General features: G+C 38.8%; 19 protein-coding genes, 8 tRNA genes and 3 rRNA genes. 27 read left to right on the forward strand and 3 right to left on the reverse strand.

The annotated features are described in order from the left end of the window. Nucleotides 1-31 precede the first annotated feature (31 nt). The 3 genes from NYE52_RS01005 to NYE52_RS01015 all read left to right on the forward strand — a co-directional run bounded on the left by NYE52_RS01005 (nucleotide 32) and on the right by NYE52_RS01015 (nucleotide 2,514). A complete protein-coding gene (locus tag NYE52_RS01005) occupies nucleotides 32-472 on the forward strand; it encodes a DUF2521 family protein (protein ID WP_341191369.1) in 441 nt (146 codons plus the stop codon). A 122-nt stretch (nucleotides 473-594) separates the two neighbouring features. Then, nucleotides 595-1,314: an N-acetylmuramoyl-L-alanine amidase CwlD gene (gene cwlD / locus NYE52_RS01010; protein ID WP_341191370.1), complete on the forward strand. Its 720-nt coding sequence runs from the start codon at nucleotides 595-597 to the stop codon at nucleotides 1,312-1,314. Between the two features lie 147 nt (nucleotides 1,315-1,461). Continuing rightward, entirely contained in the window at nucleotides 1,462-2,514 is a 1,053-nt protein-coding gene (locus tag NYE52_RS01015; RefSeq protein WP_341191371.1) for an Mrp/NBP35 family ATP-binding protein, read from the forward strand. A 68-nt stretch (nucleotides 2,515-2,582) separates the two neighbouring features. Here NYE52_RS01015 and gerD read toward each other — a convergent pair whose 3' ends face one another. Both gerD and pdaB read right to left on the reverse strand, forming a co-directional pair. Then, nucleotides 2,583-3,152, reverse strand: coding sequence for a spore germination lipoprotein GerD (gerD, locus tag NYE52_RS01020; RefSeq protein ID WP_341191372.1), 570 nt, complete (start codon nucleotides 3,150-3,152; stop codon nucleotides 2,583-2,585). Between the two features lie 201 nt (nucleotides 3,153-3,353). Further along, entirely contained in the window at nucleotides 3,354-4,103 is a 750-nt protein-coding gene (gene pdaB / locus NYE52_RS01025; protein ID WP_341191373.1) for a polysaccharide deacetylase family sporulation protein PdaB, read from the reverse strand. Nucleotides 4,104-4,246: 143 nt separating this feature from the next. On the opposite strand from pdaB, the gene NYE52_RS01030 reads away from it, so the two are divergent. From NYE52_RS01030 to rocF, 13 genes are all read left to right on the forward strand, one after another. Continuing rightward, entirely contained in the window at nucleotides 4,247-4,480 is a 234-nt protein-coding gene (locus tag NYE52_RS01030) for a hypothetical protein (protein WP_341191374.1), read from the forward strand. A 272-nt stretch (nucleotides 4,481-4,752) separates the two neighbouring features. After that, nucleotides 4,753-6,301, forward strand: a 16S ribosomal RNA gene (locus NYE52_RS01035). A 217-nt stretch (nucleotides 6,302-6,518) separates the two neighbouring features. Continuing rightward, a 23S ribosomal RNA gene (locus NYE52_RS01040) occupies nucleotides 6,519-9,453 on the forward strand. 269 nt (nucleotides 9,454-9,722) lie between these two features. After that, nucleotides 9,723-9,839, forward strand: a 5S ribosomal RNA gene (rrf, locus tag NYE52_RS01045). The 16S, 23S and 5S rRNA genes sit together here with 8 tRNA genes alongside, the layout of an rRNA operon. A gap of 12 nt (nucleotides 9,840-9,851) precedes the next feature. After that, nucleotides 9,852-9,926 (forward strand) — tRNA-Asn (locus NYE52_RS01050). Between the two features lie 28 nt (nucleotides 9,927-9,954). Further along, a tRNA-Thr gene (locus NYE52_RS01055) sits at nucleotides 9,955-10,027 on the forward strand. 16 nt (nucleotides 10,028-10,043) lie between these two features. Continuing rightward, nucleotides 10,044-10,118 (forward strand) — tRNA-Glu (locus NYE52_RS01060). A gap of 4 nt (nucleotides 10,119-10,122) precedes the next feature. Then, nucleotides 10,123-10,198 (forward strand) — tRNA-Val (locus NYE52_RS01065). A 29-nt stretch (nucleotides 10,199-10,227) separates the two neighbouring features. Continuing rightward, a tRNA-Thr gene (locus NYE52_RS01070) sits at nucleotides 10,228-10,303 on the forward strand. A 34-nt stretch (nucleotides 10,304-10,337) separates the two neighbouring features. Next, a tRNA-Tyr gene (locus NYE52_RS01075) sits at nucleotides 10,338-10,421 on the forward strand. A gap of 44 nt (nucleotides 10,422-10,465) precedes the next feature. Next, nucleotides 10,466-10,540: transfer RNA gene (locus NYE52_RS01080), tRNA-Gln, on the forward strand. A gap of 1 nt (nucleotide 10,541) precedes the next feature. Further along, nucleotides 10,542-10,614: transfer RNA gene (locus NYE52_RS01085), tRNA-Lys, on the forward strand. Between the two features lie 303 nt (nucleotides 10,615-10,917). Then, on the forward strand, nucleotides 10,918-11,814 hold the full coding sequence (gene rocF / locus NYE52_RS01090) for an arginase (RefSeq protein ID WP_341191375.1): 897 nt from the start codon (nucleotides 10,918-10,920) through the stop codon (nucleotides 11,812-11,814). A gap of 97 nt (nucleotides 11,815-11,911) precedes the next feature. Here rocF and NYE52_RS01095 read toward each other — a convergent pair whose 3' ends face one another. Next, entirely contained in the window at nucleotides 11,912-12,079 is a 168-nt protein-coding gene (locus NYE52_RS01095) for an aspartyl-phosphate phosphatase Spo0E family protein (RefSeq protein WP_341191376.1), read from the reverse strand. A 386-nt stretch (nucleotides 12,080-12,465) separates the two neighbouring features. Here NYE52_RS01095 and sigW point away from each other — a divergent pair, with 386 nt between their 5' ends. The 11 genes from sigW to NYE52_RS01150 all read left to right on the forward strand — a co-directional run bounded on the left by sigW (nucleotide 12,466) and on the right by NYE52_RS01150 (nucleotide 24,693). Next, nucleotides 12,466-13,029, forward strand: coding sequence for an RNA polymerase sigma factor SigW (gene sigW, locus NYE52_RS01100; RefSeq protein ID WP_341191377.1), 564 nt, complete (start codon nucleotides 12,466-12,468; stop codon nucleotides 13,027-13,029). A 17-nt stretch (nucleotides 13,030-13,046) separates the two neighbouring features. Then, entirely contained in the window at nucleotides 13,047-13,697 is a 651-nt protein-coding gene (locus NYE52_RS01105) for an anti-sigma factor family protein (protein WP_341191378.1), read from the forward strand. A gap of 355 nt (nucleotides 13,698-14,052) precedes the next feature. Continuing rightward, nucleotides 14,053-14,877, forward strand: a complete 825-nt coding sequence (gene cdaA, locus NYE52_RS01110) for a diadenylate cyclase CdaA (protein ID WP_341191379.1) — start codon at nucleotides 14,053-14,055, stop codon at nucleotides 14,875-14,877. Continuing rightward, the gene (locus NYE52_RS01115; RefSeq protein WP_341191380.1) at nucleotides 14,870-16,180 is read left to right on the forward strand and encodes a CdaR family protein; all 1,311 of its coding nucleotides are present in this window, start codon (nucleotides 14,870-14,872) and stop codon (nucleotides 16,178-16,180) included. Before cdaA ends, NYE52_RS01115 begins: the two co-directional genes overlap by 8 nt. Before the next feature lie 42 nt (nucleotides 16,181-16,222). Then, on the forward strand, nucleotides 16,223-17,575 hold the full coding sequence (gene glmM, locus NYE52_RS01120; protein ID WP_341191381.1) for a phosphoglucosamine mutase: 1,353 nt from the start codon (nucleotides 16,223-16,225) through the stop codon (nucleotides 17,573-17,575). 639 nt (nucleotides 17,576-18,214) lie between these two features. Then, nucleotides 18,215-20,017 (forward strand): glutamine--fructose-6-phosphate transaminase (isomerizing), encoded by a 1,803-nt coding sequence (gene glmS, locus NYE52_RS01125; protein ID WP_341191382.1) that lies wholly within the window; start codon nucleotides 18,215-18,217, stop codon nucleotides 20,015-20,017. A 300-nt stretch (nucleotides 20,018-20,317) separates the two neighbouring features. Further along, nucleotides 20,318-20,887, forward strand: a complete 570-nt coding sequence (locus NYE52_RS01130) for a helix-turn-helix domain-containing protein (RefSeq protein WP_341191383.1) — start codon at nucleotides 20,318-20,320, stop codon at nucleotides 20,885-20,887. A 239-nt stretch (nucleotides 20,888-21,126) separates the two neighbouring features. Continuing rightward, nucleotides 21,127-22,359, forward strand: coding sequence for a CynX/NimT family MFS transporter (locus tag NYE52_RS01135; RefSeq protein ID WP_341191384.1), 1,233 nt, complete (start codon nucleotides 21,127-21,129; stop codon nucleotides 22,357-22,359). Between the two features lie 230 nt (nucleotides 22,360-22,589). Beyond that, a complete protein-coding gene (locus NYE52_RS01140; protein WP_445669129.1) occupies nucleotides 22,590-22,850 on the forward strand; it encodes a DUF3243 domain-containing protein in 261 nt (86 codons plus the stop codon). 217 nt (nucleotides 22,851-23,067) lie between these two features. Next, nucleotides 23,068-23,781 (forward strand): DUF3885 domain-containing protein, encoded by a 714-nt coding sequence (locus NYE52_RS01145; protein WP_341191386.1) that lies wholly within the window; start codon nucleotides 23,068-23,070, stop codon nucleotides 23,779-23,781. 45 nt (nucleotides 23,782-23,826) lie between these two features. Further along, nucleotides 23,827-24,693, forward strand: a complete 867-nt coding sequence (locus tag NYE52_RS01150; RefSeq protein WP_341191387.1) for a hypothetical protein — start codon at nucleotides 23,827-23,829, stop codon at nucleotides 24,691-24,693. Nucleotides 24,694-24,845 lie beyond the last annotated feature (152 nt).

The following is a 24,845-nucleotide window of genomic DNA, read 5'->3' on the forward strand; positions in this document are numbered from 1 at the left end:
GTTGAAAAATAACAACAAGAGGTGAAATCAATTGGCAGTCATTACAAGCTTTGATATAAAAAAACGCGAAAAACAAATAAAATACGAAAAAGCTGTCCTAAAGGAAATATCTATTAAAGAGTTAAAAGAAAAGGTAGCTCGCTACTTTGGTTCCTCTAACCTGACTTCAAGCGTTTTAATGAACTCGGGAATAGAAGAGGCTTGTTATGATGTTGCAATCGAAGCCTTTCTATTAGGGGCAAATTACAGTAAATTTAGTGAATATGGAGAAGATATTCAACTAATTAAAAATAGATGCAGAGAAGAAGATACACATTTAAAAGAAACGCTCTTCCACTTTCTCCTTTATTGGGGCAGTGAAGAAGGAAATAGAAATGAATCCCTTTTATATCTTTGTGAGCAATTTGTAGATGAGTGGTGGTTGGAAGGTTTTACGAAAGCGAATAAGAGAAGAAAGCTACGACTTCATTAAGGATGGCATTTAGTTGCCATCTTTCTTTGTAATTGTTTTTAAAGAAGGACTTGCTGTTCTAAAATTTCTTGTTCCCCCATATAGTAAGAATAAGGACGGGCATAGGGGGAATGAGGGAGACTGTGAGTAAAAAGTGGAAGATAAGCATATATATCATGGGGTTAGCACTCCTTTTCTTTATTTTGCAATTTGATTTTTCGAATGATGATTCATGGGATGCCTGGAATTTACCGTTGACCGGAAAAGTAATCGTTATCGATCCGGGACATGGAGGGCCAGATGGTGGTGCAGGAGATAACGAAGTATTGGAAAAGGATATTGCATTAAAGGTCTCTTTAAAGCTCCGTGATTATTTACAGGAGCAAGGTGCATTAGTCATTATGACAAGAGAAGAAGATAAGGATTTAGCAAGTGAAACTACAAAAGGATATCGTAATAGAAAAGTGGAGGATTTAAAGGAAAGGATAAATATTATCAATAAATCGGATGCGGATTTATTTTTGAGCGTTCACTTAAACGCTATTCCTTCATCAAAATGGAGCGGCGCGCAAACCTTTTACTCATCTCAGATGGAAGGAAATGCCAGAGCAGCTAAATTTATTCAAGATGAGTTAATTGATAACTTAGAAAATACTACTCGCAAGGCGAAACCACTAGAGAGTGTATACATACTTAAATATGCAGAGAAGCCAGGAGTGTTAGTAGAAGTGGGTTTCCTATCAAATCCACAAGAAAAGGCAAATCTAATGAAGGAAGATTATCAAGAAAAAATTGCAGCATCCATTTATAAAGGGGTTAATCGTTATTTTACAAATGAAGAAGAACTAGAAGTAGCAGAATAGAGACTAATTATGTCTCTATTTTTATTTTGCAGATTAACTTTATTCCCGGGAAATAAATGTTTTTACATGCACGTTCGAATTTTCAGAATGTAAACGATATCTATTTTTGTGCTATACTGTTAGTAAAACAAGAAAGGGGATTGTGTCATGATAACAAAAGAAGAAATCGAGAAGATAGTGGAGAATATGATCGATCCTTTTTTACATAAATCATTGCTTGAATTAGGGGCAGTGAAAGATGTTAAATGGAATGAAGATAAAGGACATGCAAGTTTAAAGGTTGCTGTTGCGAAGCTTGGTTCCGCTGATCAAATCGAGTTGCAAAATGAAATCGTTAGTGTGCTTAAAGAAAATGGGGTAAAAAGTGTAGGATTACGATTTACCGAACTATCAAGTGCATTAGTTGCCGAAATGATAGAAACAGAATCTACAGAAAAGAAGCCTATATTTATTGCCGTTGCTAGTGGAAAAGGTGGAGTTGGAAAATCAACCGTTTCAGTGAATTTAGCAGTTTCTTTAGCTAGATTAGGAAAAAAGGTTGGTTTATTAGATGCGGATATATATGGTTTTAGTGTTCCGGATATGATGGGCATAACAAAAAGACCAGAAATAATAAATGAACGAATTATTCCAGTTGAGAGATTTGGAGTGAAAGTTATCTCAATGGGATTCTTTGTTGAGGATAATACGCCAATTATTTGGAGAGGTCCTATGTTAGGTAAAATGCTGACTAGCTTCATGGAAGAAGTAGAGTGGGGAGAGCTTGATTATTTGCTCTTAGATTTACCTCCAGGCACCGGGGACGTTGCGCTAGATGTTCATACGATGCTCCCTACAAGTAAGGAAATTATCGTTACTACGCCGCATCCGACTGCAGCCTTTGTGGCAGCTCGTGCTGGAGCGATGGCATTAAAAACGGAACATGAAATCCTAGGTGTTATTGAAAATATGTCTTATTTTGAGAGTAGCATAACAGGGGAAAAAGAATATGTATTTGGCAAAGGTGGAGGCAAGAAGTTAGCTAATGATTTAGAAGTTCCGATGCTAGGAGAGCTTCCATTAGGACAACCGGACTGGAATGAAGAGGATTTTGCTCCATCAGTTTATCAAGAAACTCATTCTATTGGCGGAAGATATAAAGACATTGCTGAACAAATAATAAAGGTGCTAGAGAAGACAGGAGATAAAGTTGAAAACTAAAATCTAGTCGATTATCAAACAAAGGGTACCTTCGAAAGGAAAATATTTTCCTTTCTGAAGGTACCCTTTTATATTTTGTGTTTTTCTGACAGGAAAGAGGAAGAGGCTTCTTTTGCAGCTTTATCGAGCATTTCCTTAAACTTGGACTTAAATTCAGGTGTTTCCATTGTTTCTTGCAATATTTGTTCAATATGCTCTCTGTATTCCGTGCTTTTTAAAATGTTTTTCATTTCTGTTTCTAATGAAGGGTCTTGCAAAAGCTCGACCATCATTTTCCGATATCCAGGATCCTTCATGAGATCCTTTATTAATTTTTCATTTTCTGTTTTCATACTTTTTGCCATTGTTTCAGCAAATTCGGGGTCTTTAAATTTTTTCTGCCAAAAATCAGCCGCTTTGTCGGAAACTAGTGTTTTTTCTATAGTACTTGTTACTGCTTTTTCATTCATCACTATATTTTGTTTAATTTCCTCGTCATCCATTACTTCCCGTATCGCTTTTTTGCCATCGTCAGTTTTTAGTATATCTACAACCATTTTCTTTGTTTGGTCATAGTCCATTTGTTGAGAACTTTCACTATCTGAACATCCACTTAATAAAGAAATGACAAGTAGGAGGGTAATCCCTTTTTTTAGCATGATAATTACCTCTTTCGTTAAAGATATCTATTAAGTAGAATGGATTCTTTTTCGTTTTTTATTCCTAATGCAAAGGAAAAGATATTGGGATAAAAAAGAAAAAAACTGTTCCTTAGAAAAGGGTTAATTGACGGTTAAAAGTAACTACCTTAAATTTGGTGTCACGCTAATCGTTTAACCCTTTTAGAAACAGCTTAATACCTAATGTACTTCTTTTGACTTGGATTCAGCATTAGAAATCATCTCTGAGACAGTAACAAATTCTAAATTCTTTTTCTGTAATTTCTTTATAATCTCTGGTAGTGCATTTGCCGTTTGTTTCGCTGAATCAGAAGCGTGCAATAATACAATATCCCCTTTTTTAGCAGATGCGGCTTTCTTAATAATTTGTTCTGATCCAGGATTTGTCCAATCCTTAGAGTCAATGCTCCAGTGAACTAATGTGTAATTATATTGATCGGCAATGGTTAAAGCAGATTGATTAAAATGACCAGTTGGGGCTCGAGCAAGAACGATATTATCAATTTTTAATTTCTCAAATGCTGTTTTCGCATTGGATAAATCTTGCCGTATTTTTTCTTCTTTTACTTCTGAGTAATCAACATAGTCATAGCCTAAAATCCCAATTTCATGACCTTCTTTTACCATTCTGTTTACTAAATCAGGGTGTCTTTCTGCCCAGGATCCAGCAAGGAAAAACGTTGCGTTTACTTTTTCTTCTTTCAAAATATCAAGAATAGGTTCTGCTTTTTTGTCACCCCATCCAATGTTAAAGGTTAGGGCAACTCCCTTTTCCCCTTTATATACAGCCTTTGGTCCATCCTTGGAAGAAAACACAGGAATTTGGACAATATTTTCTACATATAAAAACCAGGCTGTAAAGAAAGATACTACAAGAATCAATGCAAATTGCTTTAAGGATTTACTGTTAAGAACATAAAAGAAATTCATCTGTTTGTCACCTCGTCCACTTTACTGCTCGTCTCATTCTTATGTGGGAAAACGAAAAATAATTACAAAAACTTTTATAAAAAGAGGAAAACTAGTACATAATACAGAGACTAAAATAAGGTTATGCATCAGGAGGGACTGTCATGATTGGTTTGCTTTTAAATAAAAAAGAGGTAAAAGAGGTTGAATATCTAATTAAAAGGGAATTAGACGAAATATTACTAGACTTAGGGGATAAAAGAATTGATTTATCCGTAAAAAAAGCAATGATAGAAAGGTATAAAGATTTGTTTGCATTGCTAAAAAGAGTTGCATCTCCAAAGGATTGTTTAGCTTATATCCTTCCAGAAAAAAAGATGCTAGATGAAAAAATATAAAATATAAAAAAACGGTTGACGAATTTTATTTATCTTGGTATATTAGTAAACGTCACTTCGACGTGAGAGAAAACAATGAAAAAGAAAGTTGAAAAAGTTGTTGACTCTTAAAGGAGAATGTGTTAAATTAATAAAGTCGCTTTGTGAGTGACTGATTAAATTGCTCTTTGAAAACTGAACAAACAAACGTCAACAATAATCGTTTTATAACTTAGTTGTAAAACAAAAAAAGTAACAAAAAGCTAGAGTTTAGCAATGAGCTAATCAACTCTTTATTGGAGAGTTTGATCCTGGCTCAGGACGAACGCTGGCGGCGTGCCTAATACATGCAAGTCGAGCGGACTTTAAAAGCTTGCTTTTAAAGTTAGCGGCGGACGGGTGAGTAACACGTGGGCAACCTGCCTGTAAGACTGGGATAACTTCGGGAAACCGGAGCTAATACCGGATAATCCTTTTCTACTCATGTAGAAAAGCTGAAAGACGGTTTACGCTGTCACTTACAGATGGGCCCGCGGCGCATTAGCTAGTTGGTGAGGTAACGGCTCACCAAGGCAACGATGCGTAGCCGACCTGAGAGGGTGATCGGCCACACTGGGACTGAGACACGGCCCAGACTCCTACGGGAGGCAGCAGTAGGGAATCTTCCGCAATGGACGAAAGTCTGACGGAGCAACGCCGCGTGAGTGATGAAGGTTTTCGGATCGTAAAACTCTGTTGTTAGGGAAGAACAAGTACAAGAGTAACTGCTTGTACCTTGACGGTACCTAACCAGAAAGCCACGGCTAACTACGTGCCAGCAGCCGCGGTAATACGTAGGTGGCAAGCGTTGTCCGGAATTATTGGGCGTAAAGCGCGCGCAGGCGGTCCTTTAAGTCTGATGTGAAAGCCCACGGCTCAACCGTGGAGGGTCATTGGAAACTGGGGGACTTGAGTGCAGAAGAGAAGAGTGGAATTCCACGTGTAGCGGTGAAATGCGTAGAGATGTGGAGGAACACCAGTGGCGAAGGCGACTCTTTGGTCTGTAACTGACGCTGAGGCGCGAAAGCGTGGGGAGCAAACAGGATTAGATACCCTGGTAGTCCACGCCGTAAACGATGAGTGCTAAGTGTTAGAGGGTTTCCGCCCTTTAGTGCTGCAGCAAACGCATTAAGCACTCCGCCTGGGGAGTACGGCCGCAAGGCTGAAACTCAAAGGAATTGACGGGGGCCCGCACAAGCGGTGGAGCATGTGGTTTAATTCGAAGCAACGCGAAGAACCTTACCAGGTCTTGACATCCTCTGACACTCCTAGAGATAGGACGTTCCCCTTCGGGGGACAGAGTGACAGGTGGTGCATGGTTGTCGTCAGCTCGTGTCGTGAGATGTTGGGTTAAGTCCCGCAACGAGCGCAACCCTTGATCTTAGTTGCCAGCATTAAGTTGGGCACTCTAAGGTGACTGCCGGTGACAAACCGGAGGAAGGTGGGGATGACGTCAAATCATCATGCCCCTTATGACCTGGGCTACACACGTGCTACAATGGATGGTACAAAGGGCAGCAAAACCGCGAGGTCGAGCAAATCCCATAAAACCATTCTCAGTTCGGATTGTAGGCTGCAACTCGCCTACATGAAGCTGGAATCGCTAGTAATCGCGGATCAGCATGCCGCGGTGAATACGTTCCCGGGCCTTGTACACACCGCCCGTCACACCACGAGAGTTTGTAACACCCGAAGTCGGTGGGGTAACCTTTATGGAGCCAGCCGCCTAAGGTGGGATAGATGATTGGGGTGAAGTCGTAACAAGGTAGCCGTATCGGAAGGTGCGGCTGGATCACCTCCTTTCTAAGGAAAATGGAATTTACATTCCATCAAAGATTGTTGACGATTTGTTGTTCAGTTTTGAGGGAGCAATTCCTCAAAAGTAGGCTTATAATAAGCCAATTGTTCCTTGAAAACTAGATTATGAATAGTAAAAACAAGAAAGAAACCGAGTAATCGCCATCTTAGATTCTCTATTTTAATAGAAGAATTGAAATAAACTAAGGCTTTTAAGCCAATTAGTTAAGTTAGAAAGGGCGCACGGTGGATGCCTTGGCACTAGGAGCCGATGAAGGACGGGATTAACACCGATATGCTTTGGGGAGCTGTAAGTAAGCTTTGATCCAGAGATTTCCGAATGGGGAAACCCTCTATCCGTAATGGGATAGAATCTTTACCTGAATACATAGGGTACTGAAGGCAGACCCGGGGAACTGAAACATCTAAGTACCCGGAGGAAGAGAAAGCAAACGCGATTCCCTGAGTAGCGGCGAGCGAAACGGGATTAGCCCAAACCAAGAGGCTTGCCTCTTGGGGTTGTAGGACACTCTATATGGAGTTACAAAGGAACGGGGTAGACGAATCGATCTGGAAAGGTCAGTCGTAGAAGGTAAAAACCCTGTAGTCGAAACTTCGTTCCCTCTTGAGTGTATCCTGAGTACGGCGGGACACGAGAAATCCCGTCGGAAGCAGGGAGGACCATCTCCCAAGGCTAAATACTCCCTAGTGACCGATAGTGAACCAGTACCGTGAGGGAAAGGTGAAAAGCACCCCGGAAGGGGAGTGAAATAGATCCTGAAACCGTGTGCCTACAAGTAGTTAGAGCCCTTTTATGGGTGATAGCGTGCCTTTTGTAGAATGAACCGGCGAGTTACGATTACATGCGAGGTTAAGTTGATAAGACGGAGCCGCAGCGAAAGCGAGTCTGAATAGGGCGAAATAGTATGTGGTTGTAGACCCGAAACCAGGTGATCTACCCATGTCCAGGGTGAAGTCCAGGTAACACTGGATGGAGGCCCGAACCCACGCACGTTGAAAAGTGCGGGGATGAGGTGTGGGTAGCGGAGAAATTCCAATCGAACTTGGAGATAGCTGGTTCTCTCCGAAATAGCTTTAGGGCTAGCCTCAAGATTTAGAGTATTGGAGGTAGAGCACTGTTTGGACTAGGGGCCCCCATCGGGTTACCGAATTCAGACAAACTCCGAATGCCAAATACTTATTCTTGGGAGTCAGACTACGAGTGATAAGATCCGTGGTCAAGAGGGAAACAGCCCAGACCACCAGCTAAGGTCCCAAAGTATACGTTAAGTGGAAAAGGATGTGGAGTTGCTTAGACAACCAGGATGTTGGCTTAGAAGCAGCCACCATTTAAAGAGTGCGTAATAGCTCACTGGTCGAGTGACTCTGCGCCGAAAATGTACCGGGGCTAAACGTATCACCGAAGCTGTGGATTGACATCTATGATGTCAGTGGTAGGAGAGCGTTCTAAGGGCGTTGAAGCTAGACCGTAAGGACTGGTGGAGCGCTTAGAAGTGAGAATGCCGGTATGAGTAGCGAAAGATGAGTGAGAATCTCATCCACCGAATGCCTAAGGTTTCCTGAGGAAGGCTCGTCCGCTCAGGGTTAGTCGGGACCTAAGCCGAGGCTGAAAAGCGTAGGCGATGGACAACAGGTTGATATTCCTGTACCACCTTTAAATCGTTTGAGCAATGGGGGGACGCAGGAGGATAGGGTAAGCGTGCTGTTGGATTAGCACGTCCAAGCAGTTAGGCCGGTAATGAGGCAAATCCCATTACCATACGGCGGAGCTGTGACGGCGAGGGAAATATAGTACCGAAGTTCCTGATTCCACACTGCCAAGAAAAGCCTCTAGCGAGATTTATGGTGCCCGTACCGCAAACCGACACAGGTAGGCGAGGAGAGAATCCTAAGGTGAGCGAGAGAACTCTCGTTAAGGAACTCGGCAAAATGACCCCGTAACTTCGGGAGAAGGGGTGCTCTTTTGGGTGTTAAAGCCCGAGAGAGCCGCAGTGAATAGGCCCAGGCGACTGTTTAGCAAAAACACAGGTCTCTGCGAAGCCGCAAGGCGAAGTATAGGGGCTGACACCTGCCCGGTGCTGGAAGGTTAAGAGGAGGGGTTAGCGTTCGCGCGAAGCTCTGAATTGAAGCCCCAGTAAACGGCGGCCGTAACTATAACGGTCCTAAGGTAGCGAAATTCCTTGTCGGGTAAGTTCCGACCCGCACGAAAGGTGTAACGATCTGGGCACTGTCTCAACGAGAGACTCGGTGAAATTATAGTACCTGTGAAGATGCAGGTTACCCGCGACAGGACGGAAAGACCCCGTGGAGCTTTACTGCAGCCTGATATTGAATTTTGGTACAGCTTGTACAGGATAGGTAGGAGCCTTGGAAGCCGGAGCGCCAGCTTCGGTGGAGGCATTGGTGGGATACTACCCTGGCTGTATTGACATTCTAACCCGCACCCCTTATCGGGGTGGGAGACAGTGTCAGGTGGGCAGTTTGACTGGGGCGGTCGCCTCCTAAAAAGTAACGGAGGCGCCCAAAGGTTCCCTCAGAATGGTTGGAAATCATTCGTAGAGTGTAAAGGCACAAGGGAGCTTGACTGCGAGACCTACAAGTCGAGCAGGGACGAAAGTCGGGCTTAGTGATCCGGTGGTTCCGCATGGAAGGGCCATCGCTCAACGGATAAAAGCTACCCCGGGGATAACAGGCTTATCTCCCCCAAGAGTCCACATCGACGGGGAGGTTTGGCACCTCGATGTCGGCTCATCGCATCCTGGGGCTGTAGTCGGTCCCAAGGGTTGGGCTGTTCGCCCATTAAAGCGGTACGCGAGCTGGGTTCAGAACGTCGTGAGACAGTTCGGTCCCTATCCGTCGTGGGCGTAGGAAATTTGAGAGGAGCTGTCCTTAGTACGAGAGGACCGGGATGGACGCACCGCTGGTGTACCAGTTGTCTTGCCAAAGGCATCGCTGGGTAGCTATGTGCGGAAGGGATAAGTGCTGAAAGCATCTAAGCATGAAGCCCCCCTCAAGATGAGATTTCCCATAGCGTAAGCTAGTAAGATCCCTGAAAGATGATCAGGTTGATAGGTCAGAGGTGGAAGCGTGGCGACATGTGGAGCTGACTGATACTAATAGATCGAGGACTTAACTAAAACGAAAAGCGGAAACGCCTGTTTATCGGCGTACAAACTGGAGGAGCTTCGACTGAGATAAAGGAAACACGATGAACGCAAGTGAATCGATGTTGACTTATCGTAGGGAGATGATCGGAAGTTTGCTAGGCGATAGGCGTTGGAGCTGGACAATAATGATTACTCATTCTTTCTTTTACTTCATAATCTAGTTTTCAGGGAATAATTTTTAAAAATTACACTTGAAAAAATCTCAAAAACATGTATAATGAAATATGTCTTGAGAAAAGTCTGGTGGCGATAGCGAGAAGGTCACACCCGTTCCCATACCGAACACGGAAGTTAAGCTTCTCAGCGCCGATGGTAGTTGGGGGTTCTCCCCCTGTGAGAGTAGGACGTCGCCAGGCATACCATATTATTCCGCAGTAGCTCAGTGGTAGAGCATTCGGCTGTTAACCGAACGGTCGTAGGTTCGAGTCCTACCTGCGGAGCCATTATTTCTATTCATATGTTAGCCAAAGTGCTTCCATAGCTCAGCAGGTAGAGCACTTCCATGGTAAGGAAGAGGTCACCGGTTCGAGCCCGGTTGGAAGCTTACAAAAACAAAATATGGCCCATTGGTCAAGCGGTTAAGACACCGCCCTTTCACGGCGGTAACACGGGTTCGAATCCCGTATGGGTCACCATTATGGAGGATTAGCTCAGCTGGGAGAGCATCTGCCTTACAAGCAGAGGGTCGGCGGTTCGATCCCGTCATCCTCCACCATTATTTTTAAAAAGTTTATAAAATGTATTGCCGGTTTAGCTCAATTGGTAGAGCAACTGACTTGTAATCAGTAGGTTGGGGGTTCAAGTCCTCTAGCCGGCACCACTTTATTAAAAAAATTGTCATTAGTTTGAATATCGGAGGGGTAGCGAAGTGGCTAAACGCGGCGGACTGTAAATCCGCTCCTTCGGGTTCGGCGGTTCGAATCCGTCCCCCTCCACCATTTATCATTGGACAATATTAAAATATATGTCCTTTTTATATTTTTGGGCTATAGCCAAGCGGTAAGGCAACGGACTTTGACTCCGTCACTCGTTGGTTCGAATCCAGCTAGCCCAGCCACGAGCCATTAGCTCAGTTGGTAGAGCATCTGACTTTTAATCAGAGGGTCGGAGGTTCGAATCCTCCATGGCTCATCTTAAAACCAAGCACATTAGTGTTTGGTTTTTTTGTTCATTGACTTATAGATATAACAGAACTATTTTTATATATTGGATTTTTTGAAGAAATTGCTTCAAAAGTTTGAACAAGGATAACACTAGAATAAAAATCCAATAATCTCATACCTTCTCTGCCTTTCTTAGGAAATAAAGGAGAGATTTCCTCACTATCTTTTTTGAATATTCGCATATATATACATAAAAATGTCAAGTTGAGTCATCGATTTGGAAAAAGGTACAATAAAGGGAAAATAGACACGAGGGATGGGGAGGATTTTTATGAGAAAGCTGACTATTATTGGGATGCCTATGGATCTTGGACAAATGCGCAGAGGTGTAGATATGGGACCTAGTGCTATTCGCTATGCGGGTATTTTTGAAAGATTATCGAAGCTATTTTCTTCTATTGAAGATTGGGGCGATATTGCTGTAGGGAGACCAGAAACAATAATAGATAAACAGAGCAATCTTAAAAATCTTCATTTAATAGCTGAAAAAAATCAAATGCTTGCAGAAATGGTGGATAAAATTATTCAATCGAAGTCTTTTCCGCTTGTCCTAGGTGGCGATCATAGTATTGCAATCGGAACATTAGCAGGTGTGACTAAGCATTATAAAAATCTAGGGGTCATTTGGTATGATGCACATGGTGATTTAAATACAGCAGAAACATCGCCATCTGGAAATATTCATGGAATGCCACTTGCTGCTAGTTTAGGGTATGGACATGAACTTTTAACTAATTTACAAGGGATTTCTCCTAAAGTTAAACCTGAGCATGTAGTGATCATTGGGGCAAGGTCTTTAGACGAAGGTGAGCGCAGGCTTATAAAAGAATTGGGTATAAAAGTATTTACAATGCACGAGATAGATAGGTTAGGGATGACGAAGGTGATGGAGGAAACAATTAGTTTTTTTAAGGGTAAAACAGATGGGGTACATTTATCTCTAGACTTAGATGGACTTGATCCCAAGGATGCCCCAGGTGTTGGGACACCAGTACCTGGAGGACTAAGCTATAGGGAAAGTCATTTAGCCATGGAAATGTTAGCGGAAGCAGAACTAATTACTTCTGCTGAATTCGTAGAGGTCAATCCTATACTAGATGAAAGAAATAAAACGGCATCGTTAGCAGTAGCATTGATGGGCTCTTTATTTGGGGAGAAACTACTATAATGTTCATAAAGGTAACTTTATTCGGAAATCTAAAAAAGTAGGAATGGAAGTGCGCTACTTTTCATATGATAAGTGGATTAAAGTTACCTTTTTATTATTATTTTATAGATAATTCACTACATAATTTTTCATATTTATTTAATAACAAATCTAATTTTGTACTTAAGTCAACAACTTTTGGGTGTGAAAAAGAAGTGGTGTTTGCCAAATAGATCATCATTTCACGATGTTCTTCAATGTCTTTTAAAAGTTTTCTATCACTCATTTGTTTCACCCTCTATATGTTTTTTAATTTTTTTCTTCATTTTTTATAGAGCTTCAAATATCCAAATATTGCTTGTCTTGATTTTAGCATATTATTACTTTTTTTATAACCAATTCTAAAAATTTTAAACATTATGTGGCATTATTTGTTAAAATAAGAATGAGTATCCTAAAAAAGATAGATGTGCATAATAGGGAGAATTTTCACTTCTTGAAAGGGATCTATTTTTTGCTGTTTTCTAAAGCATATTTTTAAATTTATTTAAAACATACATAATGAAAATAGCGTGTTTTTAAATACATAAAAAATTTTTTTTGAGAAAAAATGAAACCTTTCCTGCTGTCGATTCGTAAATCGATTAGCCGCACTAGAGCGGAGGTAAATAGATGGAAGCAATCGTAAAAAAAAGGATTCAACAAGTTTTAAAAGGGGACAAAAATGCATTTGGTGACATAATCGAGCTATATAAAGATAAAGTGTTTCAAATTTGTTATCGGATGCTAGGAAATAGGCATGAAGCGGAGGATCTAGCACAAGAAGCTTTTATTCGTGCATATGTTAATATCCATCGATATAATATGGAATATAAGTTTTCGACATGGTTATATCGAATCGCAACAAACCTATGTATTGACCGTATTAGAAAAAGAAAGCCGGATTATTATCTTGATGCGGAAGTTCCAGGTACAGACGGCCTAAATATGTATTCACAAATTCCATCGGATGGTAGATTGCCTGAGGAAGATGTAGAAGGCATGGAACTACAAGCCATGATACAACAGGAAATTTCAAAGCTTCCTGAAAAGTATCGAGCAGTCATAGTTTTAAAGTATATCGAAGAGCTTTCTTTAAACGAGATAAGTGAAATTCTGGAGCTTCCTTTAGGAACAGTTAAAACGCGCATCCACAGGGGAAGAGAAGCGTTAAGAAAACAATTACGGTATGTCTGATAAAGAAGGTGAATTATATGACTTGTTCAACAAAGATTATTTCCTATATGCATCAATATCTTGATGAAGAAATAGAAGAAGCTCATTTAAAAGAATTAAAGGAGCATTTAGATCAGTGTGAAGAATGTGCAACACATTTTCATGAACTGAAGAAAACGATCGCACTGGTCCAAAGTACGTCTCATATCCAAGCGCCTATGAACTTTACGGAATCTATACTTGCAAGGTTGCCGGAAGAGCCAAAACGAGTAAAAGTGAAACGTTGGCTGCGGCATCATCCTATGCTTGCTGCTGCTTCTCTATTCTTTATTTTAATGGTATCAAGCTTAATGTCGGCATGGAATGAAGATCATCAATTTTCTGTTTCGAAGCAGTCCAATTTAATAGTAGAAAATAATACGGCTATTGTACCCGAGGGAGAAACGGTAAAAGGTGATATTATCGTTCGAAATGGTGATATTAAAATAGAGGGACAAGTTGACGGAAATGTAACAGTAATTAATGGGAAGAAGTACATGGCTTCTGCTAGCCAAGTGACCGGAGAAATAAAAGAAGTGAACGAAGTATTCGAATGGTTATGGTATCATATAAAGAAAACAGTAACCGATTTTACGGGGTTATTTAGTAAAGAAGATAATAAAGAAAAAAATAGCCTCCCTGCAATTTAACGATTGCAGGGTTCTTTTCATTTGTATAAAAGGATAGGGGAAATTTGGAAATAGTCGTCAAAGATATTACGTCTTGAAGATTTCCCCTTCCTGGTTTAGTCTATTCTTCTTTCCATTAAAAAGAGGGCTAATTACAAAGGAGACACATATACTAATAATATGGACAATCAACAGTTTCTAGATCTTGCTTGTGCTTTTCTTTGTATTAATTTGAATTGTGTTATAATATGATAATTGTAGGTTTTTTATCCCACTCTATTCTATATAGATGATTATATAAAAACTTATTTATAGAAGATTTTATTTCTGTGTAGTAGGAAGCAACTTTTGAAATATATACTTTGGAGGAAGGAAAATGTCGTTTGCAGATTTCCCTTTTTTAAAATATTTAGCGAATACAGTAGACATTATCCTTGTTTGGTATGTCATTTATAAAATTATTACAATTATCCGTGGGACGAAAGCTGTCCAGTTGTTGAACGGAATATTTGTTATTTTAATCATAAAGATGTTAAGTGACTATTTTCAATTACAAACATTAGGCTGGATGATGCAACAGGTAATACAATGGGGTGCATTAGCACTTATTATTATTTTCCAGGGAGAATTAAGAAGGGCTCTTGAGCAACTAGGGCGAGGAAAATTCTTCTCTAGGTCTGTAGTTCAGGAACATGAACTACAAGAGCAATTAGTGGAATCGATTGTAAAGGCTGTAGACTATATGGCTAAACGACGAATTGGAGCATTAATCACGATTGAAAGAGAAACAGGGATGAGTGATTACATAGAAACAGGAATTGCTCTGGACTCAAAGATATCTTCAGAGTTATTGATTAATATTTTTATTCCGAATACTCCACTGCATGATGGAGCGGTAATTATACAAAAATCGAATATCGCTGCAGCTGCATGTTACCTTCCTCTATCGGAAAGTCCTTTTATTTCAAAAGAGCTAGGAACTAGACATAGAGCTGCACTAGGTATTAGTGAAGTAACGGATAGTTTGACCGTTGTTGTTTCAGAGGAAACGGGTGCTATCTCTATAACGAAAAACGGTGATTTGCATAGAGAATTGAAACTAGATGCTTTCAGAGAAATGTTATCTAGTGCCCTGATAACACCTTCTACCAAACAAACCACTTCAAGTAAGTGGAGCTGGAAGGGGAAGAAAAATGAATAAACTGTTTAATAATGTGATAGGTAAAAATTGGTTTACAAAAGTATTATCTTTGGCTTTTGCCCTTTTACTTTTTTCCTATGCATATGATCCCAACGAAAGTTCAACAGATGTTAACGTTCCTGGTGATTCAGAAACAGCCGTGTTAGAGGATATTCCAGTAACTGCCTATTACGATACAGAAAATGTTGTCGTGACAGGTATTCCAAAAACAGTAACAGTAACATTAAGAGGACCAACAGTTCATATACAACAGGCAAAACTGAAAAAAGACTTTGAAGTATATGTTAATTTAGCAAATGCAGAATTAGGCAGTAAAACTGTTCCACTTTTAATAAAGGATTTATCAGATAAAGTGAAAGCAACAATTGATCCTGAAACGATAAAAGTTACGTTAAAAGAAAAGGTTACAAAAGAATTTACAGTAGAAGCAGAATATAGTAGTAATGCTATTGAGAAGGGCTACTCAGCTGGAACACCGAAAATTGAACCTAAAACAGTTAAGGTTACAGGAGCAAAGGAAGACATTGAAAAAATTGCTTATGTAAAGGCAAATGTAAATCTTGATGGAAACACAAATGAGACGGTTAGTCAGCAAGCACAGGTTTCCGTTTTGGATAGTAGTTTAAATAAATTGAATGTGCAAGTGGAACCAGAAACAGTAGAAGTGAATATTCCTGTTAAAAGAACGAGTAAAACAGTACCTATCAATATTGTGGAGCAAGGTACGCCACCAGCAAATATAACGATTGATTCCATCACATTAGATAAAAAGGAAGCAACCATCAGCGGACCAGAGGATGTTTTGAAAGAAGTGGAAAGCACAAGAGTTGAGGTTGATTTAAGTAGCATTGAAAAAGATGAGGAATTAACGTTACCCGTCATCATATCTAATGGTGTAACAGCTGTCGATCCAGAGCTTGTCAAGGTAACGGTGAAAGTAACTGTTGGGGAAGAAGAACAGGATGAGGAAGAGCAGAAGGATCCAGATTCGGAGGAAACTGCAGCGGGAGAAAATATAGAAACAAAAACGTTAAGCAGTGTTCCAATTAGTATTCAAGGATTGAATAGTAGTTTGGAAGCAACCATTGATAATCCGAGAAGTAGTAGTACAAGTCTTCGTATTTCTGGGGAACAAAACAGGATAAGGGAATTAAGTGCCTCTGATTTTAATCTCTATTTAGATTTAACCGGAATGGATGATGGGGACCATGAAGTTCCTATTAAAGTAGATGGACCTGAAGATATAGATTGGGAACTTGCGATTGATACAGCAAGTGTGTCTATTACGAATAAAGAAGCTTAACATAAAACGTGATCTATACTAGTTAGAAGGAGCGATTTAGAAATGGGTAAATATTTCGGTACGGACGGAGTACGAGGTGTTGCAAATAGTGAGCTGACACCAGAAATAGCGTTTAAGCTAGGAAGATATGGTGGTTTCGTCCTAACAAAAGACCACGATAGACCAAAAGTATTAATCGGACGAGATACTCGTATTTCCGGACATATGCTGGAAGGTGCGCTTGTAGCAGGATTACTTTCCATTGGTGCAGAGGTAATGCGCTTAGGTGTTATTTCAACCCCAGGTGTTTCCTATTTGACCAAGGCTTTAGGAGCACAGGCGGGAGTAATGATTTCTGCATCGCATAACCCGGTCGCAGATAATGGAATTAAATTTTTTGGTCCTGATGGCTTTAAGCTTTCGGATGAGCAAGAGTTAGAAATTGAAGCACTTATCGATAAAGAAGAAGATACATTGCCTAGACCAACTGGTGCTGACCTTGGTCAAGTCGATGATTATTTCGAGGGCGGTCAGAAGTACCTACAATTTCTCAAACAAACAGTGGATGAAGAATTTGCAGGAATTCATATTGCACTTGATTGTGCACATGGAGCCACTTCTTCCTTAGCAATGCATTTATTTGCAGATTTAGATGCGGATATTTCTACTATGGGTGCTTCGCCGAATGGTTTAAATATTAACGATGGAGTAGGTTCGACACATCCAGAGGCCCTATCTAAGTTTGTTCTGGAAAAAGAAGCGGATGTCGGATTAGCATTTGATGGCGATGGAGATCGTTTGATTGCTATTGATGAAAATGGACATATAGTAGATGGCGATCAAATTATGTACATTTGTGCTAAGTATTTAAAAGAGACCGGAAGACTAAAGAACAATACAGTAGTTTCTACTGTAATGAGTAATTTAGGTTTTTATAAGGCTTTAGAACAGCACCAAATCACGAGTATTCCTACTGCTGTTGGCGATCGCTATGTAGTAGAAGAAATGCGTAATAATGGATACAACCTTGGCGGAGAACAGTCTGGCCATATTATATTCCTTGACTTCAACACAACAGGTGACGGTCTTTTAACTGGATTGCAATTGGTTAACATTATGAAAGTAACAAAGAAAAAATTATCTGAGCTTGCAGGAGAAATGAAAAAATTCCCGCAAAAATTAGTGAATATCAAAGTAACAGATAAATTTCATGTAACAGATAATGAAAAAGTAAAAGAAGTTATTGCTAAAGTGGAACAAGATATGAATGGAAATGGTAGAATATTGGTTCGACCTTCTGGTACTGAGCCGCTTGTTCGCGTCATGGCGGAGGCTCCAACAGAGGAATTATGTGAAGCCTATGTAAATGTAATTTCGGAAGTAGTGAAAGATGAAATGGGTTTACCAGAAGAATAAGCTTAACAATAAAGAGCTTATTCTAATTTCTATGCAATTAGGAACGAATTTAGCACGGTAGAATACATTATTAGGGTGAAAGACATTTTAGATGGAATGTTTTTTACCCTATTATTTTTTCCGCTTTCGTGTCGGGAATGTATCCTACCTCACTTAGTGAAATAAAAATTTACGATTTTGTCATAGGAATGTATTTGACGGAAAGATTCTAGGTAGGGTATGATTAAATTGCTTTTTGAAAAGCAAACCTGTTAACAAGGAGGATTGGAGTGAAAATAGGAATTGAAGCGCCTGAACTAGTGATGGACGACACGAAACTAGTTGACGAGGAGGAGGTTAATCGATTTTTCGGCGGATGCCTCCCGGTTGTGTTAGCCAATCGTAAGTACTACTTTAAAACATTAAGGCAACTTAATGCACAAAGAGTAGGGCATGCTAATAACAAGAGCATTTCTTTTAAGTAGTATTATTTTACATTGTTTCGTTTTTATCTGTTTTTCCAAAGGGAATATGAACGCATGAATGGAAACTTTAACAATGATAGTAATACAACTTATGAAAAAAATAATCAGAGATAAGGGAGCAAGTTTGTTCCCTAAATAGTGACTTCTTGCTCCCTTAGAACGGAGGAAAAGAAGTATGTGCGGAATTGTTGGTTATATTGGAAACCAGGATGCGAAAGAGATTTTATTAAAAGGTTTAGAAAAACTAGAGTATAGAGGCTATGACTCAGCTGGTATTGCTTTAAGCAATGGAGAAGGAGTTCAAGTTTTTAAAGAAAAAGGACGAATTGCAGACCTTCGTAATATTGTGGACGAAGATGTATTTGCACCAGCAGGAATTGGCCATACACGCTGGGCAACACATGGTGTACCAAGCAGATTAAACGCTCATCCACATAAAAGTGCTTCAGAACGTTTCACAATTGTTCATAATGGAGTAATTGAGAACTATGACTTATTAAAGAAAGAATATCTTGCTGATGTTTCTTTAATAAGTGATACAGACACAGAAGTAGTAGTTCAACTTATTGAACATTTTGTTGAAGCTGGAAGTGATGTAAAGGCAGCTTTTGTTCAAACATTAAACTTATTAAAAGGGTCTTATGCTTTTGCTTTATTAGATGAGCAAAACAAAGATATGATATATGTAGCAAAAAATAAAAGTCCCCTATTGATTGGCTTAGGAGAAAGCTTCAATGTTATTGCTAGTGACGCAATGGCTATGCTTCAAGTAACAGATCAATATGTAGAATTAGTGGATAAAGAAATTGTTATCGTGACAAAAGATGGTGTAACAATCGAGACTTTAGAGGGAGAAATTATTTCCCGGGAAGCATATACGGCTGAATTAGATGCTAGTGATATTGAAAAAGGCACTTACCCTCATTATATGCTAAAAGAAATTGACGAACAGCCAGTAGCTATTCGTAAAATCATTCAAGAATATCAAGATAAAGATGGCAAGCTAACAATTGACCCCGCGATTGTTGAAGCAGTAAATGCTGCAGATCGTCTATATATTGTTGCTGCTGGAACATCTTATCATGCCGGTCTTCTTGGAAAGCAATTTATTGAGAAATTAGCAAAAGTTCCAGTAGAGGTACATGTAGCTAGTGAATTTGGCTACAATATGCCATTGCTTTCGGAAAAACCTTTATTCATTTTCATTACGCAAAGTGGAGAAACAGCAGACAGCCGTGCCGTACTTGTACAAGTGAAAGAAATGGGTTATCCAACTCTAACAATCACAAATGTACCAGGCTCCACACTGTCTCGTGAAGCTGACCACACCTTATTATTATATGCTGGTCCTGAAATTGCTGTAGCTTCTACTAAAGCTTATACTTCGCAGATGGCTGTACTATCTATACTTGCAGAAGTAATAGCGAAAAGCAAAGGCTATGACGTAGATCTTGACCTTATTCATGAATTAGGCATCATTGCAAATGCAATGGAGGTTATTTTTGAAGATAAGGAAGAGCTTGAGGCAATCGCCAAGGAATATCTTGAAACATCAAGAAACGCTTTCTTTATCGGACGTGGAATTGATTATTATGTTGGTTTAGAAGGTGCATTAAAATTAAAAGAAATCTCTTACATCCAAGCAGAAGGCTTCGCAGGTGGAGAATTAAAGCATGGAACGATTGCTTTAATTGAAGATGGAACACCTATTATCGCATTAGCAACACAAGAAAGTGTTAACTTAAGCATACGTGGTAACGTAAAAGAGGTAGTGGCCCGTGGAGCAAATCCTTGCATCATTTCTATGAAAGGGTTAGAAATGGATGGCGACCGCTACATCGTACCAGCTGTGCACGACCTGTTAACACCCCTTATCTCTGTAGTACCATTACAATTAATTGCTTATTATGCAGCACTTCATAGAGGTTGTGATGTAGATAAACCACGTAACTTGGCTAAGAGTGTTACGGTGGAGTAATTTATAGCCGAAGGTCTGTCCGGTATTATTCGGGCATGCCTTCGGTTTTTTTGTCCAAAATGGTGATATTAGATCATAAAATTTAATATGATTTCCCGGAACTCCACAGTGCATCTAATTAATTTTTTCCCCTAATAGCAAATATCTAGATTTTACTTAATTTTTTGGAAATAGAAAATATTATTACTGTGAATACAGATAATTATATAAAATAATATACAATATAGTTACCTATAACATATAAATTGTTGATAATACTTTCACTATATATTTTCTATAAAGTATCAATGGAGGATGAAAATGACTTTAGAAAAAGATGATTCAAAGCAGGTAGTTATTCAAGTTGGAACAGTTCTTAAAAAATTGCGAAAAGAGAGGCGGTTGAGTCTCGAAAATTTATCTGAGATATCAGGTGTGAGTAAGCTGACGCTGGGAAATATTGAACGGGGAGAAACCAATCCAACAATCGGTGTATTATGGAAGATTTCGAAAAGTTTATCTATCCCTCTCATGGCTTTATTTTCATCGGGAAACAGTGTGACTGTATCGCGAGCTGGGAGCGGGTTAAGAATTTCAGGGGCTGGCGGAAATTGGGCAGTGGAGCCAATTTTCCAGAATCCAAATGATGGGATGGAAATGTATCGTGCCTATTTACAGCCGAATAGTTCCTATCATTCAGAAAAGCATCACCATAATACGACTGAACTTGCTACGGTAATGTCGGGAACCATAACTATTAATGTAAATAATAAGTCATACACCTTAAATGAATATGATTCTATTAGTTTTGATGCAAATGGAATGCATTCCTATATAAATAATACCGATAAAGTTGTTGTTCTCCATATTTTATTGAAATACGGGATTTAGTGACTATTTCTTTTTCCGCCCATAGTGACCCTCTATTGCTTAAGTAAATAGGGGGTATTTTCTGTCTCTCCAATTTCCTTGAGAAAAGAATAGACAATCACTGTTTGGTATATTATATTATTCATTATCTCATATAAAATATATTTTAATATATCGTTATATTCAAGTAGCTAACTTTACAAAGTAATGAATGAAAAACCATTAATATTCATATGGATATTAAAAATCAGGGGGAAATTATGATTAATCAACATATACGATCAAATCCAGGTGTTCGTAAATCAGCAGTTTGGATGATTATTGTAGGCATTATATTTATTGCTGTTAATTTAAGAGCTCCATTAACTTCAGTTGGTCCTTTAGTTGGATTTATAAGGGATGATATGCATATTTCCAACACAATGGCAGGTATGATTACCACGTTGCCATTGTTATCTTTTGCCTTTTTTTCACCAATGGTACCTAAATTAGCTCGTAAATTTGGTGTAGAAGTCATGATTATGACGTCTATCATCTTTCTTACGATAGGAATTATTTTACGTTCCCTATCAGGAGGGGTTGCTCCTTTATATATTGGTACTGCTGTTCTAGGGTTGGCCATTTCTGTCTCTAATGTATTATTGCCTAGTCTTATTAAACAAGAGTTTCCAACACGAATCGGATTAATGATAGGAGTATATTCCATTTCTATGAACCTATTAGGTGCTATTGCTTCTGGAATTAGTGTTCCAATTGCCATTGGGCTAGGATTTGGTTGGCAAGGTGGATTGGGGATTTGGGGGATGCTAAGCTTCCTATCCATTTTATTCTGGTTTCCTCAAGTAAAACATCTCAACACGGAAACAGCGACTGTTCAAAATAAAGTAGTTGATAGTCAAGTGAATTTGTGGCGTTCTCCACTAGCATGGCAAGTGACACTCTTTATGGGATTACAATCGATGGTGTTTTACATACTTATTGCATGGCTGCCTGAGATTTTACAACAACAAGGAATAAGTTCAGACAAATCTGGCTGGTTGCTTTCTGTTATGCAATTAGCGTTACTTCCATTTACTTTTATCGTTCCAATTATTGCAGGGCGTATGAAAAGCCAGCATTCCTTGGTAATTATAACTACTGTCTTACTATTATCGGGAACACTTGGATTAATTTACGGAAGTTCGAGTTTAATTGTATGGTGGATTGTCATGATAGGTATTGGAGGAGGCTTTGCATTCAGTTTAGCAATGATGTTTTTTGGCTTACGAACAGAGAATGCTAGGCAGGCTGCAGAACTATCTGGTATGGCTCAATCAGTTGGCTATTTACTCGCTGCTATCGGTCCAACCCTCTTCGGTTATTTACATGATGTAACAAATAGCTGGAATACGACACTGTTTATTTTGGTTGGTGCGTCGTTATTACTCTTTGTATTTGGGTTAGGAGCAGCTAGAAATCAATATGTAGGCAATGTTAAATCGAATAATAAATAGTTTTTGAAACGAAGGTTTTGGCAGTGCATATCCTGCTATACCTTCGTTTTTTGTAGTGCTTAAGGAAACGGAAGGAGATCAATGGGAAATTGGAACTTATTGTTAAACTACTATAAAGTTTCGATATGACTCTCGAGGGAATAGATAAGGGACTAAAACAATTGGAGGGAGGATTATTGATGAATAATTATAATGCAGATCCCAACAAGGTAGAAGAAACAGTGAAGGATATGGACAGAAAAGCAATCCACGATAAGCTAGTGAATTTTAACGAGTTCAAATCTTATCTTAGCAGCAAAATAGAATTAGGGAAAAATCTCGGCATGGATGAAGAACAATTAGCGAAGGGTGCAGAAAAAGTTGCTGGCTATCTTGCTAAAAATTCGGAACCGCAAAATCGGGAGGAAGCGCTTCTTCAGCAACTTTGGAAGGTAGGAAATGAAGAAGAACGGCATAAATTAGCCCATATGCTTGTGAAATTGGCTAATTAATATTTTTTAGAGCTTAAATCTCTTTTGATGATAAAAGAATTGGTTGAATAGACTAACTCGCCTATATGGCGAGTTTTCTTTTTGGTAAAAAGTTAAAATAAAATGAGACCAAATGATTAAGTTTTTCGTAGAGAAATAGAGAAGCGTCATTATATATGCTTGGATTAGAAAAGTTTAACTATAGAAATAGAGTGTAATAAAGTGGAGGGCAGAAATAATGAACGTAAAAGAATATATAGATTCTACTTTTCCTGGCCTTGTTTTAAAGCCAGGTCTTAATCAGCAATGGAACAACAGAGGCATTCATTTTGAATTTGCTAAAGAACTTTATCCATTGAAGGAGGGGAAAGAGAAGTTAAATCCTGCTTATTTTCGCACTGTCTATCATCAAGCAATCTCCCTTTTTCATCATCTTTTCGCATTGGAAGATAAGTTCCTTTTCGTTACCAATATTTATTGGTACAAAGATGATGCAAGAAGAAGAAAGAAGAAAATAAAGGCTTATAACTATTACATAAAAAGCAAAGATGTACTATTTTCCTTAAAGCAAGAAACGCTTCCTTATCTATTTGAAGAAGAAGAGGCACTTGATTATTGCACTTCTCAGTTTTCATTAGAATGTACAAAGCAAGATATTATTTATCCATTGCTTATTCAGGCAATTTGTAATCAGGATTTCCCTTCATTAAAACCGAGATTAAGTAATCCTTATTATAGTTATGAACCAGATATATTTTTAATAAATGTTACAAAGAATATTATCTTTTTCATTTATGATGATAGAGGGTGCGAAGTTATTGCTGAGAATATCGAAACATTACACCCTCTATATAGAAAATATAGGGATTGGGTTGATGAATATTATCTGGAAAAGATAGAAGGGCTGTTTAGCTCACGACCGCATGTATCTGAAAATCAAGATGGGAGATAATTGTAGTAAGGTTCGATAAGTGCAACTAACAATCAGGGGGATTGTATGAGAAAAATCAGTGGGATAGTAATGATTATTATTAGTTTAGTTCTAGCTTTTGCCAGTGCTTTGAGCTTTAAAGATGATTTTATCTTTGCCAATATCCTGTTATGGGTGATTAGTTTCCCGCTCTTTATTAGTGGTCAACTAATCAGAACTTCAAAATATGCATTTAAACAGAGAGGCAAGCGTTGGGTCTCCATTTACCTATTTTTCTTTTTTATTCTCCCTTTACTAATGGTTTTATTTGATAGTTATCAGGATTTGAAGGAAACTACTTTTATAGATGAACAGTTTATTACTTATGAACCAGCATCAGGTGATTTAGGAGTGTTAGCGCTTGTTGGTTTTATGATTCTTATCGTCCTATTTGCTATTCGATTTCTTAGCCCGGGAATAAAACGAAAAAGATTATTAAATATGATTATTTTAGGGACTGTTATTTTCTTAAGTGCATTCCATTATTTCATGTTCTCTGATTATAGGGGGATACATGAAGAAAAGGGATTAGTATCAAGCAACTGGAAAGGGGAGAAAGACATTATAGCTTATGAGGAGATAGAAAGTGTTTTTGTGGAACCGCATGTTCATTATGCAAACTTGAATAGGCGTTCCGATGAAACTAGGTTCACATGGAAAGTAACCTTTCAACGTAGTAATCAAAAAGAGGATGTAGTTTATCAGTTTGCAGAAGTGACAGAGTCTGGTTTAGAGGAAATGGTTGGAATAAAGAAAATATCGCAGGAAAATAATATTCCTTTTATTGTAGGTGAAATGGATCAAGAAACACGGAAGTGGTTTGATTTAGATCTAGAACTAGAAGAACTAGATGAAGAACGCTATTATGATCTTTTTGAAGTGAACAATCATTAAGAAATTCCATTCCGCTTGCAAGAAACGGAATGGAATATGGTAAAAGCTAATGATCATTTAAAGAGGATGGGATAAATTGAAATAGCCAATATTTGGCTGGGAACTTATGTCCTATCCTCTTTAATTATGTCTAAAATCATTATAATCCCACT

Origin of the sequence: Niallia sp. FSL W8-0635 (genome assembly GCF_038007965.1) — a bacterium.
In the GTDB taxonomy this organism is placed as follows: Bacteria; Bacillota; Bacilli; order Bacillales; family Cytobacillaceae; genus Niallia.

Coding starts and splice junctions, on each gene's coding strand:
- pdaB (WP_341191373.1), bottom strand. CDS start 4,103: ATGAATTTCTTTTATGTTCTTAACAGTAAATCCTTAAAGCAATTTGCA.
- glmS (WP_341191382.1), top strand. CDS start 18,215: ATGTGCGGAATTGTTGGTTATATTGGAAACCAGGATGCGAAAGAGATT.
- glmM (WP_341191381.1), top strand. CDS start 16,223: ATGGGTAAATATTTCGGTACGGACGGAGTACGAGGTGTTGCAAATAGT.
- NYE52_RS01115 (WP_341191380.1), top strand. CDS start 14,870: ATGAATAAACTGTTTAATAATGTGATAGGTAAAAATTGGTTTACAAAA.
- cdaA (WP_341191379.1), top strand. CDS start 14,053: ATGTCGTTTGCAGATTTCCCTTTTTTAAAATATTTAGCGAATACAGTA.
- NYE52_RS01150 (WP_341191387.1), top strand. CDS start 23,827: ATGAGAAAAATCAGTGGGATAGTAATGATTATTATTAGTTTAGTTCTA.
- NYE52_RS01140 (WP_445669129.1), top strand. CDS start 22,590: ATGGACAGAAAAGCAATCCACGATAAGCTAGTGAATTTTAACGAGTTC.
- NYE52_RS01145 (WP_341191386.1), top strand. CDS start 23,068: ATGAACGTAAAAGAATATATAGATTCTACTTTTCCTGGCCTTGTTTTA.
- rocF (WP_341191375.1), top strand. CDS start 10,918: ATGAGAAAGCTGACTATTATTGGGATGCCTATGGATCTTGGACAAATG.
- sigW (WP_341191377.1), top strand. CDS start 12,466: ATGGAAGCAATCGTAAAAAAAAGGATTCAACAAGTTTTAAAAGGGGAC.
- NYE52_RS01130 (WP_341191383.1), top strand. CDS start 20,318: ATGACTTTAGAAAAAGATGATTCAAAGCAGGTAGTTATTCAAGTTGGA.
- NYE52_RS01030 (WP_341191374.1), top strand. CDS start 4,247: ATGATTGGTTTGCTTTTAAATAAAAAAGAGGTAAAAGAGGTTGAATAT.
- NYE52_RS01105 (WP_341191378.1), top strand. CDS start 13,047: ATGACTTGTTCAACAAAGATTATTTCCTATATGCATCAATATCTTGAT.
- NYE52_RS01095 (WP_341191376.1), bottom strand. CDS start 12,079: ATGAGTGATAGAAAACTTTTAAAAGACATTGAAGAACATCGTGAAATG.
- gerD (WP_341191372.1), bottom strand. CDS start 3,152: ATGCTAAAAAAAGGGATTACCCTCCTACTTGTCATTTCTTTATTAAGT.
- NYE52_RS01015 (WP_341191371.1), top strand. CDS start 1,462: ATGATAACAAAAGAAGAAATCGAGAAGATAGTGGAGAATATGATCGAT.
- NYE52_RS01135 (WP_341191384.1), top strand. CDS start 21,127: ATGATTAATCAACATATACGATCAAATCCAGGTGTTCGTAAATCAGCA.